The 12,228-nt window shown below is 44.0% G+C and carries 12 protein-coding genes; 10 read left to right on the top strand and 2 right to left on the bottom strand.

Going from position 1 to position 12,228, the window contains the following annotated elements:
* Positions 1-15: 15 nt before the first annotated feature.
* On the bottom strand, positions 16-471 hold the full coding sequence (locus O3651_RS02930) for a universal stress protein (protein WP_048763464.1): 456 nt from the start codon (positions 469-471) through the stop codon (positions 16-18).
* 258 nt (positions 472-729) lie between these two features.
* On the opposite strand from O3651_RS02930, the gene O3651_RS02925 reads away from it, so the two are divergent.
* The 10 genes from O3651_RS02925 (at position 730) to O3651_RS02880 (ending at position 10,758) form a co-directional block, all read left to right on the top strand.
* Positions 730-1,944: a pyridoxal phosphate-dependent aminotransferase gene (locus tag O3651_RS02925; RefSeq protein WP_371609520.1), complete on the top strand. Its 1,215-nt coding sequence runs from the start codon at positions 730-732 to the stop codon at positions 1,942-1,944.
* A 212-nt stretch (positions 1,945-2,156) separates the two neighbouring features.
* Positions 2,157-2,945, top strand: coding sequence for a GTP-sensing pleiotropic transcriptional regulator CodY (gene codY / locus O3651_RS02920; RefSeq protein WP_005591692.1), 789 nt, complete (start codon positions 2,157-2,159; stop codon positions 2,943-2,945).
* Positions 2,945-3,502, top strand: a complete 558-nt coding sequence (locus tag O3651_RS02915; protein WP_371609519.1) for a cysteine hydrolase family protein — start codon at positions 2,945-2,947, stop codon at positions 3,500-3,502. Before codY ends, O3651_RS02915 begins: the two co-directional genes overlap by 1 nt.
* Before the next feature lie 311 nt (positions 3,503-3,813).
* Positions 3,814-5,550 (top strand): aspartate--tRNA ligase, encoded by a 1,737-nt coding sequence (aspS, locus tag O3651_RS02910; RefSeq protein ID WP_371609518.1) that lies wholly within the window; start codon positions 3,814-3,816, stop codon positions 5,548-5,550.
* Between the two features lie 202 nt (positions 5,551-5,752).
* Positions 5,753-6,055 carry an Asp-tRNA(Asn)/Glu-tRNA(Gln) amidotransferase subunit GatC gene (gene gatC, locus O3651_RS02905; protein ID WP_371609517.1) on the top strand — a complete coding sequence of 101 codons (303 nt, stop codon included), beginning with the start codon at positions 5,753-5,755 and terminating at the stop codon, positions 6,053-6,055.
* Positions 6,055-7,521 (top strand): Asp-tRNA(Asn)/Glu-tRNA(Gln) amidotransferase subunit GatA, encoded by a 1,467-nt coding sequence (gene gatA, locus O3651_RS02900; protein WP_062003963.1) that lies wholly within the window; start codon positions 6,055-6,057, stop codon positions 7,519-7,521. Before gatC ends, gatA begins: the two co-directional genes overlap by 1 nt.
* On the top strand, positions 7,521-8,954 hold the full coding sequence (gatB, locus tag O3651_RS02895) for an Asp-tRNA(Asn)/Glu-tRNA(Gln) amidotransferase subunit GatB (RefSeq protein ID WP_371609516.1): 1,434 nt from the start codon (positions 7,521-7,523) through the stop codon (positions 8,952-8,954). Before gatA ends, gatB begins: the two co-directional genes overlap by 1 nt.
* 90 nt (positions 8,955-9,044) lie before the next feature.
* A complete protein-coding gene (locus O3651_RS02890) occupies positions 9,045-9,401 on the top strand; it encodes a hypothetical protein (protein WP_048763482.1) in 357 nt (118 codons plus the stop codon).
* A 48-nt stretch (positions 9,402-9,449) separates the two neighbouring features.
* Complete coding sequence (locus O3651_RS02885; protein WP_311164676.1) at positions 9,450-9,743, top strand: hypothetical protein; 294 nt, start codon at positions 9,450-9,452, stop codon at positions 9,741-9,743.
* Between the two features lie 103 nt (positions 9,744-9,846).
* Positions 9,847-10,758, top strand: coding sequence for an EamA family transporter (locus O3651_RS02880; protein WP_311164677.1), 912 nt, complete (start codon positions 9,847-9,849; stop codon positions 10,756-10,758).
* Positions 10,759-10,824: 66 nt separating this feature from the next.
* Here O3651_RS02880 and O3651_RS02875 read toward each other — a convergent pair whose 3' ends face one another.
* Complete coding sequence (locus O3651_RS02875; protein ID WP_311164678.1) at positions 10,825-12,192, bottom strand: aspartate kinase; 1,368 nt, start codon at positions 12,190-12,192, stop codon at positions 10,825-10,827.
* Positions 12,193-12,228 lie beyond the last annotated feature (36 nt).

Here is a 12,228-nt window from a genome sequence, read left to right as displayed (position 1 = left end):
AACCTACTAGATATTTTAGAATGTTTTCTCTTTGTCACGAACGACCAGTAAGTCCACTTTCGCGTGGCGAAGGATATACTCAGATGATGAGCCGACTAGGAGGCGTTCAAAGGCATTGAGACCGGTAGCTCCGACCATAATCAAATCAACCTTGTGTTCGTCAGGAATGTCAGTTGACAGGAGGGTTTTGGGATTGCCCAATTCAATGACGATATCAACGTATTTGACCCCTGCTTTTTGCGCCTTTTCCTTGTATTCTGTCATCAACTTTTGTGCTTCTTCTTGGAGGTCTTCGTAGACCTCAGCGTCAAAGGTTGAGACGCTTTGGAGAGCCCGTGTATCAATCACATGAGCAATTGTCAAACGAGAAGCATTTCTCAGCGCTACATTAACTCCTTTTTCAAAAGCGAGTTCTGCTTCGCGAGAGCCGTCAACAGCGACCATGATATTTTCATATTTTTGTTGAGTCATAAAGCTACCTCCATCTTTTGTCGAATCCTAGATTCGAGCTTCTTAATATCTTCACTTATATTGTAAACCTTTTCAGAAAAAAAGTAAAGCTGCAAATGAAATTCAGAAATCAAGTGAAATTATTGTGATGGATACGTGTATTTTCCTAAGTTATAAGATATATTTTAATTCAAACGAGCTTTCCCAAATTCTTCCTGATTGTCAATCTTTTTTTCTGGTGGTATAATAAAATCATTCAGATGAATTGAGGAAAATAGGATGAAAGAATTTAATAAGTCCAGCAAACTGGAGCATGTAGCCTATGATATTCGTGGACCGGTTTTGGATGAAGCGATGCGGATGCGGGCTAATGGAGAAAAAATTCTCCGCCTGAACACAGGAAATCCAGCCGAATTTGGTTTCACTGCTCCAGACGAGGTCATTCATGATTTGATTATGAATGCGCGTGATAGTGAGGGGTACTCTGATTCTAAGGGGATTTTCTCAGCCCGTAAGGCCATTATGCAGTATTGTCAGCTCAGAAATTTCCCTAATGTTGATATCGATGATATTTATCTTGGAAATGGAGTCAGCGAGCTGATTGTTATGTCTATGCAGGGACTCTTGGATGATGGAGATGAGGTCCTAGTACCAATGCCGGACTATCCGCTCTGGACAGCTGCAGTTAGTCTGGCTGGTGGGAATGCGGTTCATTATGTCTGTGATGAGCAGGCAGAATGGTATCCAGATATTGACGACATCAAGTCAAAAATCACTTCTAATACTAAGGCTATCATTATTATCAATCCTAACAATCCAACGGGAGCACTTTATCCTAAGGAACTTTTGCTAGAAATTGTGGAAATTGCTCGTCAGAACAATCTTATCATCTTTGCGGATGAAATTTATGACCGCATGGTGATGGATGGACATGCGCATACGCCTGTAGCTAGTCTGGCTCCTGATGTTTTCTGTGTTAGTATGAATGGTCTGTCTAAGTCTCACCGTATCGCTGGCTTCCGAGTTGGCTGGATGGTGCTATCTGGTCCTAAGCGGCACGTTAAAGGCTATATCGAAGGCCTTAATATGCTTTCCAATATGCGCTTGTGCTCTAACGTATTGGCCCAGCAGGTTGTGCAAACATCGCTTGGAGGTCACCAGTCGGTGGATGAATTGCTTTTGCCAGGCGGTCGTATCTATGAACAAAGAAACTTCATTTACAATGCTATTCAAGATATTCCAGGTTTGTCTGCAGTCAAACCTAAGGCGGGTCTTTACATCTTCCCGAAAATTGATCGGGAAATGTACCGTATCGATGATGATGAGCAGTTTGTCTTGGATTTCCTCAAGCAGGAAAAAGTCCTTCTTGTCCATGGACGAGGCTTTAACTGGAAGGATCCAGATCATTTCCGAATCGTTTATCTGCCTCGGGTAGATGAGCTGGCTCAGATCCAAGAAAAAATGACACGCTTCCTACGCCAATACCGTAGATAAGCATAAAATACAAGTCATAAACCGTTTAAAACAAATTCGTCTTAGAATTGTTTTAAATGGTTTTTTTGATGAAGTGATTTTTTTCGCTATCATTAAATTCTGAATCTTTCAGAATTGTAGCGAATTTTTTTTCAATACACAATTTTCAGATAATTATTGAAAATTTTGGTCGATTATGATACAATCAAGGGGACTAAATACGAGGTAAATGTATGGCAAAACTATTAGAAAAAACAAGGAAGATTACTTCTATCTTGAAACGTTCAGAAGAGCAGCTTCAGGAGGAACTTCCTTACAATGCGATCACTCGCCAGCTTGCTGATATTATTCATTGCAATGCCTGCATCATCAACAGCAAGGGCCGTCTCTTGGGCTATTTCATGCGCTACAAGACAAATAATGATCGTGTAGAAGCCTTTTTCCAAGACAAGACATTCCCCAAAGAATATGTCCAAGAAGCAAACATGGTGTATGAGACGGAGGCTAATCTGCCTGTAACTCACGATTTGACCATTTTCCCAGTGGAAACCAAGGATGAATTTCCAGATGGCCTGACTACCATTGCTCCCATTCATGTTTCAGGAATTCGCTTGGGCTCGCTGATTATCTGGCGCAATGATAAAGAATTTTTGGATGATGACTTGATTCTGGTTGAGATTGCCAGCACAGTGGTCGGTATCCAGCTGCTTAATTTCCAGCGGGAAGAGGACGAGAAGAACATCCGTCGTCGGACAGCTGTGACCATGGCGGTCAATACTTTGTCTTACTCAGAGTTACGGGCTGTTTCAGCTATTCTAGGCGAGCTCAATGGCAATGAAGGACAACTGACGGCTTCTGTTATTGCTGACCGCATCGGGATTACCCGTTCAGTGATTGTCAATGCCTTGCGTAAGCTGGAAAGTGCGGGGATTATTGAAAGCCGCTCGCTGGGGATGAAGGGAACTTATCTGAAAGTACTGATTCCAGATGTTTTTGAGGAAATTAAAAAGAGGGATTACTAATGGCTAAAGCACTGATTTCCATTGATTATACAGTTGATTTTGTTGCAGATGAGGGCAAGTTGACCGCAGGAGCGCCAGCTCAGGCAATTTCTGAAGCCATTGCTCAAGTGACCGAGGCAGCTTTTGATCGAGGCGACTATATCTTCTTTGCTATTGATGCCCACGATGAAAATGATGTCTTTCACCCAGAAAGCAAGCTGTTTCCGCCTCACAATATAAAGGGAACGAGCGGTCGCAATCTTTATGGGCCCTTAGCGGATTTTTATGACAAGCATCAAGCGGACTCTCGGGTTTTTTGGATGGATAAACGCCATTATTCTGCCTTTTCCGGTACGGATTTAGATATTCGATTGCGGGAAAGAAAGGTAGATACGGTCATTTTGACTGGAGTCTTGACAGATATTTGCGTCCTGCATACGGCGATTGATGCCTATAATCTTGGTTACCAGATTCAGGTGGTGGAGCCGGCTGTGGCTTCTTTGTCAGAGGAAAATCACAAATTTGCCTTAAATCACTTGCAAAATGTTCTGGGTTCGACTATAATAAATACAATTTAAAAGTAAAAGAGAAGCAGAGTAGGCTTGCTGACTTGCACAGAGAGTGCTGATAGCTGAGAGCAGCACCAAGAAAGCAAAAACCGAAGAACATGTTTCATAATCTTTTGTGTGACCAAGCACAAACGCCGCTCACGTTACGAGCGCAGAGGCTGCCTTTTAAGGCGGCGAATAACAGTGGTACCACGGCTTTCGTCTGTTTCATAGACGGAGGCCCTTTTCTTTTGCCGCGATTCAAGTAAAGGAGATGGAAGAACGTGGTAATATCCTGAACAACAGGGCGAAGCTACAAATTGATGTGAGAGGGAAAGAACATGAAAGAAATTTTTATCGGAAACTACGGTTTAGAGCAGGTCGGACAGACCATGACCGCAACTGGCTGGGTAGCCAATATCCGCAATCACGGCAAGCTAGCCTTTATTGAATTGCGGGACCGTGAGGGCTTGCTTCAGGTCTTCGTTGGCGGTGAGATTGAAGATTTTGCAAAGCTAGAAGACATTGGCAAAGAGGATGTCATTGCAGTGACAGGCCAAGTCGTTCAGCGTGAAGAGCGTTTTGTCAACAAGGCCATCAAGTCTGGTCAGGTCGAGTTGAGGGCAGAGAAGATTGAGGTTATTGCTAGCAGCAAGGTCTTACCTTTTGAGTTGGACCAGCATGCCCATACAGGGGAAGACCTGCGCCAGAAATACCGCTACCTGGACTTGCGTCGTGAGAAGATGACACATAACCTCAAACTTCGTCATCAGGTCACCTCAACCATTCGAGAATATTTGAATGGTTTGGACTTTTTGGAAGTGGAGACGCCGTATCTGACCAAGTCAACACCTGAAGGTGCTAGAGATTTCCTGGTGCCTAGTCGGATCTTTAAAAATCAATTCTACGCGCTGCCACAGAGCCCGCAGATGCTCAAGCAGTTGCTGATGGGAGCTGGCCTTGAGCGCTACTATCAGATTGTTCGTTGTTTCCGTGACGAAGACTTGCGGGGCGATCGTCAGCCAGAGTTTACTCAGGTAGATTTGGAGCTGAGTTTTGCAAGCGAAGAAGAAATCCGAGCTCTGGTTGAAGCTATGCTCAAGGCTGTTGTCAAGAAAACTCATGGTTTAGAGTTGACAGAAGATTTTCCGACTATCAGCTATGATGAGGCTATGAGCCGCTTTGGTTCTGATAAGCCAGATACACGCTTTGGTTTAGAGTTGAAGAGTTTGACGGATTTGTGCCAGTCCAATGATTCGCTCCTCATCAAGAAAGTCTTGGATAATCAAGAAGAGGTGATGGGAATTTGTGTGCCAGAAGCGGCTAGTGCTTTTAGCAAGAAACAGCTGAGCCACTACTATCAGGAAATGAAGGAGTTTGGCTGCAGTCGTTTTGCTAGTCTAAAGGTTGAAAATGGCCAATTGGTTGGGGATTTGGCTAGTACCTTTGAAGCTGAGAGTCAGGAGTTACTGACACGTTTTGAGGCCAAGGATGGAGACTTGATTCTGCTAGTCATGGCCAAGAAGCGTCGTGCTCAGGAAGCTTTGGGACATCTGCGCCTAGAAGTCGCAAAAACTTTGGATTTGATTGACCCAAGCCTGCTTCATTTCCTCTGGGTTGTGGATTGGCCGCTGTTGGAGTGGAATGAAGACCAAAACCGCTATCAAGCCATGCACCATCCTTTCACACAGGGCGTTTTTGAAGAAGGTCAGGAGCCAGATCAATACCGCAGCCATGCCTACGACATCGTCTTGAATGGCTATGAAATTGGTGGGGGGAGTCTACGGATTCATGATCGGAAGGCTCAGGAAGCGATGTTTGAGCTATTGGGCATGGGCCGAGAAGACTATGAGCGGGACTTTGGTTTCTTCCTAGAAGCTTTGGAGTACGGCTTCCCACCACACGGCGGCTTGGCTCTGGGCTTGGATCGCTTGGTTATGATTTTGGCTGGGGAAGAAAATATCCGCCAAGTCATTGCTTTTCCGAAAAATGGTACTGGCTTTGATCCTATGCTGGAAAGCCCAAGTTTGGTGGATCAAAGACAGCTCAAAGAACTGCATTTGGAATTGAAGAATTAGCCGGAAATATGGTAAAATGAAATGATGCGAATTCCTGAAGAAATCAGGAAGAAGTTAAAGAAAGAGGTCACAGCTACGAGAGCTTGGTGCCTCTATCTTAGCAAAACAATGCGAGTTAAATACCTCGAAAACAAAGATCTTTCTTAGATTTATCGTTTTCGGTCGGTATTCAGGCTCGCCTATCTTATGAAAGGAATCAGAGATGAAGATTACTCAAGAAGAAGTAAGTCACGTTGCAAAACTGTCAAAACTGGCTTTTTCACCAGAAGAGACAGATGAGTTTGCGACAACCTTGTCTAAAATTGTCGACATGGTCGAATTGCTCAATGAAGTGGATACGGAGGGTGTGCCTTTCACTTCCAATGTGGCAGCTAACATCAACTATATGCGAGAAGATGTGGCTCAGCCGGGCTGGAACCGAGAAGAGCTTTTCCAAAATGTACCTGAAAAAGAGCGGGGCTACATCAAAGTACCTGCCATCCTAGATGACGGAGGAGATGACTAATGACTTTTAATCACAAGACCATTGAAGAGCTGCATGATTTGCTGGTCAAGAAAGAAATTTCTGCAGTAGAGTTAACTCAGGCAACTTTGGCAGACATCAAAGAACGTGAAGCTGCCGTGGACAGTTTCATCACTATCAGCGAAGAGGAAGCATTGGCTCAGGCAGCAGCTCTGGATGCTAAGGGCATTGATGCTGATAATCTTATGAGCGGAATTCCGCTAGCGGTTAAGGACAATATCTCAACCAAGGGAATCTTGACGACGGCTGCATCTAAAATGCTCTACAACTATAAGCCGATTTTCGATGCAACCAGTGTAGAGAAGCTCTACGGTAAGGATATGATTATCGTTGGGAAGACCAACATGGACGAGTTCGCCATGGGGGGATCCAGCGAAAACTCTTACTTTAAGACGACTAAGAATGCTTGGGACAGCAGCAAGGTTCCTGGTGGGTCATCTGGTGGATCAGCGACAGCGGTTGCCTCTGGTCAGGTTCGTCTGTCACTGGGTTCAGATACGGGTGGCTCCATTCGTCAGCCTGCTTCCTTTAACGGTGTAGTCGGCCTCAAACCAACTTACGGACGGGTTTCTCGTTTTGGTCTCATTGCTTTTGGTTCTTCTTTAGATCAGATTGGGCCTTTCTCTCAGACGGTTAAGGAAAATGCCCAGCTTCTGAATGTTATTTCTGGTAATGATCCTAAAGATTCTACATCATCACAAGAAGCAGTGCCAGACTTTACTAGCAAGATTGGCCAAGACATCAAGGGCATGAAGATTGCCCTGCCTAAGGAATACATGGGTGAGGGAATTGACAGCAAGGTCAAGGAAACGATTCTGGCAGCAGCCAAGCACTTGGAAAGCCTAGGTGCGATTGTTGAAGAAGTTAGCCTGCCCCACAGCAAGTACGGCGTGGCTGTTTACTATATCATTGCTTCCTCTGAAGCCAGCTCTAACCTGCAGCGCTTTGACGGTATTCGCTATGGCTACCGCGCAGAAGGCATTGAAAATCTAGAAGATGTCTATGTCAAATCTCGCAGTGAAGGCTTTGGTGAAGAGGTGAAACGCCGCATCATGCTGGGTACTTTCAGCTTGTCATCTGGTTACTACGATGCCTACTTCAAGAAAGCTGGTCAGGTTCGGACCTTGATTATGCAAGATTTTGCTAAGGTTTTTGAAAAATATGATTTGATCTTAGGTCCAACTGCACCAACGGTTGCTTATGATTTGGGTAGTCAAAACCAAGATCCAGTGGCCATGTATCTGGCTGACCTTTTGACCATTCCAGTCAATCTGGCTGGCCTGCCGGGCATTTCAATCCCAGCCGGCTTTGCAGATGGTCTTCCTGTCGGCTTGCAGCTGATTGGTAACCACTTTGATGAAGCAACCATCTATCAGGCAGCCGCAGCGTTTGAAGCGACGACTGACTACCACAAACAGCAGCCAGTTATCTTTGGAGGTGAAAAATAATGAACTTTGAAACAGTTATCGGACTGGAAGTCCATGTTGAATTGAAGACCAATTCAAAAATTTTCTCACCGGCTCCAGCTCACTTCGGTGAAGATCCAAATGCCAACACCAATATCATCGACTGGTCCTTCCCAGGTGTCCTGCCTGTTATGAACAAGGGTGTCATTGACTATGGAATCAAAGCTGCTCTGGCTTTGAACATGGATATTCACCAGAAAATGCACTTTGACCGCAAGAATTACTTCTATCCGGACAATCCAAAAGCCTATCAAATTTCTCAGTTTGATGAGCCGATTGGCTACAATGGCTGGATTGAGATTGAGCTAGAAGATGGCACGACCAAGAAAATCCGTATCGAGCGAGCCCACTTGGAAGAAGATGCTGGAAAGAATACCCACGGCAGCGATGGCTACTCTTATGTGGACCTCAACCGTCAAGGGGTGCCTCTGATTGAGATTGTCTCGGAAGCAGATATGCGCAGTCCAGAAGAAGCTTATGCCTATCTGACTGCCCTCAAGGAAATCATCCAGTACACGGGTATTTCGGATGTCAAGATGGAAGAAGGTTCCATGCGGGTCGACGCCAATATTTCCATCCGTCCTTACGGTCAGGAAGAATTTGGCACCAAGACTGAGCTGAAAAACCTCAACTCCTTCAACTTTGTCCGGAAGGGTCTAGCATTTGAGGAAAAACGCCAAGCGGAAATCCTACGCAGCGGTGGTCAAATCCGTCAGGAAACCCGTCGTTATGATGAAGCAACTGGGGAAACTCTGCTTATGCGGGTGAAGGAAGGTTCAGCGGACTACCGTTACTTCCCAGAGCCTGATTTGCCTATCTTTGAGATTGAAGATGCTTGGATTGAGCAAGTACGCAGCAATCTGCCAGCCTTTCCAAAAGAGCGCCGTGCCAAGTATGTGGGCGATTACGGCCTGTCTGACTACGATGCCAAGCAGCTGACCGCGACCAAGGCTGTGTCAGACTTCTTTGAAGTAGCTGTTGCTGCAGGTGGAGACGCTAAGGCTGTCTCTAACTGGCTCCAAGGAGAAGTGGCTCAATACCTCAATGCTGAAGGCAAGACTATTTCTGAGATTGAGCTGACGCCTGAGAACCTGACTGAGATGATTGCACTGATTGCAGACGGAACGATTTCCTCTAAGATTGCTAAGAAGGTCTTTGTCCATCTAGCTAAAAACGGTGGCTCTGCTAAAGAGTATGTACAGAAAGCAGGCTTGATCCAAATTTCAGACCCTGCTCAACTTCTTCCTATTATCCAGCAAGTCTTTGCGGATAATGAAAAAGCCATCAATGACTATAAGGGCGGCAACAAGAATGCAGCCAAGTCCTTGATTGGTCAGCTCATGAAGGCTACCAAGGGCCAAGCCAACCCACAAGTAGCACAAAAACTGCTCAATGAAGAGTTGGAGAAATTATAGAAATAAGTAGAAAACCAGTCGTGAGGCTGGTTTTCGCCTTTTATTTGAAGAGAACTTATGGTAAAATAGGTAAAAAATAAAGGAGTCCTTATGTCAGAAATTAAAGTAAAACGCGGAACAGGCTTTGTAGGGATCATTGGGAATTTTCCAATTTTAATCAATGGCCAAAAGGTTGGTACAATCCAGAATGGCGACGAGGCGGCCTTTCCTATTGAGGGGGAAGAAGCTGTCGTTCGTGTAGGAGCTGCTCCTATGAGAACCAAGCCAGTGACAGTTAAAGCAGGGCAAACCTTGCTGGTTGAAACAAATTTTACTAATTTTTCTATCTGTCTAGGAGTTTTGTTGCTCGGCCTGTTCTTTGGTGGTCTAGTGCGTGCAATTCTCTTAATTCTTTATATTGTTTTAATGTTTCTTCTGCCTTTTTACTCAGCTAGGATTGAAGAATAAACTGAAGAATTTTTGTTGATAGGCTGGGTTAAAATAAAGGGGTTTCTGATGCTAAAATTTATCAATACGCGTGCTACCGGTATGGTTGGAGTTGCCCAAAATGTTGCGGTATATCTAAATGGTCAACTTGTGGATAAACTTGCGAATGATGAAAGTAAAACGCTGACTTTTGAGGGAGACAGTGCTGAACTACAGGTTGGACAAAGTTTTATGAAATCGCATAAGATTCAAATGAAAGATGGCCAGAAAGTACTCGTTACAGCTTCTGGAATGCGGGCTATGCTAGGGGTTATTGGGCATATCTTAGGTTTGCCTTATTTACTTCTTGAGATAGAGGATTAAACATCTTTAAGCTCAGCTAAATCATAAAAAATCAGTCAAAACAGACTGATTTTTCTTTATGGTTTATGTTATAATGATCAAAGCTAACAGAAAGAGGTTTGAGATGTCAAAAGTTTTAAGGGGGACCCTTTATACCTTGGCTGCGGGGATTGCCTGGGGCTTATCGGGAACAAGTGGTCAATATCTGATGGAGCATGGTTTTTCGGCACTGAGCTTGACCAATGTGCGCTTGTTGCTAGCGGGTTTGGTTTTGATGATGTTGGCTTATGCGACAAATAAAGACTCTTTTAAAGAGATTTGGAAAGACAAGAGCTCTCTGTTACACATTTTACTTTTTGCAGTCTTAGGCTTGTTCATCAATCAATATGCTTATCTAGCGGCCATTCATGAGACGAATGCAGGAACAGCAACGGTTTTACAGTATCTCTGTCCTGTTGGTGTTTTGGCATACACTTGTATCAAAGACAGAGTAGCACCGACTGTGGCTCAGATTTGTTCAATGATTCTAGCTATAGGTGGAACCTTTCTGATTGCGACCCACGGTCAGGTCAATCAGCTCTCGATGACACCAAAAGGCTTATTTTTAGGTATTTTCTCAGCTTTTACTTATGCACTTTATATTCTTTTGCCGATTGGGCTCATTAAAAAGTGGGGAAGCATGCTGATAATCGGGATTGGGATGACCATTGCAGGTGTCTTGCTCCTTCCTTTCAGCGGTATTTTCCAGCATCAGTGGCAATTCCGTTTAGATATCCTTTTAGCCTTGGTCGGCATCATTGTCATCGGGACAATCTTTGCTTACACCGTCTTTTTGAAGGGAACAAGCTTGGTTGGTCCTGTCAAATCTAGTCTCTTGGCTTCAATAGAGCCAATTTCAGCGGTCTTCTTTGCTTTTGTCATTATGAATGAACGATTTTATCTGCTTGATTTTGTAGGTATGGGCATGATTTTGCTAGCTGTCCTGTTGATATCTGTCAAAGACCTAATCTTGGAAAAGAAAAAAGGTTTATTATAAGCAAGAAAGAATAAGGAAAGACCTGGCTCCATATAGAGCTAGGTCCTTGTTGTTTACTTATTCGGTTTATTCATCGCTTTCTGAGTTGCCAAAGAATGCTTTATACAAAGCACGGATGGCTTCTTTTTCTTGGTTCTTATTGACAACAAACATGATAGAAACTTCACTGGAACCTTGTGACATCATTTGGATATTGATTTTGTTGTCAGAAAGAGCTCTAGTCGCAGTAGCAGTTACCCCGATATGACTTTTCATTTTTTCGCCGACAATCATGATGATAGAAAGATCATGCTCAATCTCAGCGTAGTCTACTTCTGCCTTTTGTACAAGTTGGCGCAGAATTTCTTCTTCTTTGATTGGAGTTAATTCACGTTCGCGAAGAATGATGGAAAGATCATCGATTCCTGTTGGCATATGCTCCCAACCGATATTTAGATCTTCCAAAATCTGAAGCGCCTTTCGGCCAAATCCAACTTCTCGGTTCATGAGATACTTGGACATGTTAATGCTTACGAAGCCAGAGTCGCCAGCGATTCCTACAACAGGAGGATGATCTTCGCTATGTTTATGGACGATGCGCGTACCAGGGTGTTCTGGATTGTTGGTATTTTTGATAACGAGTGGAATTTTTCCGCGATAGGCTGGAAGCAGGGCTTCATCGTGAAGGACAGTAAAACCTGCATAGGCTAATTCTCGCATTTCACGGTAAGTAAGCTCAGCGATAGAGCGTGGCTTATGAATAATCCCAGGATGAGCAGCAAAGATGCCGTCCACATCAGTGAAGTTTTCATAGACGTCAGCTTTGACACCAGCTGCAATAATTGATCCTGTAATATCTGACCCGCCACGAGAAAAAGTACAGATCTGTCCATCTTGAGTGACACCAAAGAAGCCAGGGATGACAAGGACTTCATCGGAATGAATTAGTTCTTCCAATTTATCATAGCTTGAAGGAAGGATCCGAGCATTTCCTGGTTCGCTTGAAACCACTAGTCCAGCTTCTCTAGGATGGACGTAGCGAGCCGGAATGCCATTGTGGTTAAAGTAAGCTGCGATGAGCTTAGCATTGTTGTTTTCACCAGCTGCTAGGAAAGTATCGTAAAGAAATTCATTATTTTCAATTGGCAGAGTAGCTAGGGAGATGATGCTCTTAGAGATTTTTTCAATAATTGCAGATTTCAGGCCTAGCTCAGAAACCATATCGGAGTAGCGTTTAATAATCCAATTTTGCTCCTTGGAGACATCATTTCCTGCAATATACTGGCGATAATACTTAATCAGGGCATCGGTGACTTTTGTATCCTGGTCATCTCTTTTTCCTGGTGCAGAAACGACAACGAAGCGACGCTCAGCATCAGACTTTACAATATGTAAGACTTTTTCTAATTGTGAAGCAGAAGCAAGTGAACTTCCGCCAAATTTTACAACTTTCATAGAAACTCCTAAACATGATTTAGGAAAAATTATAAC

The organism is Streptococcus sp. 27098_8_73 (assembly GCF_041432495.1).
Lineage (GTDB): Bacteria > Bacillota > Bacilli > Lactobacillales > Streptococcaceae > Streptococcus.
This window is presented reverse-complemented; position numbering and strand designations above follow the sequence as displayed.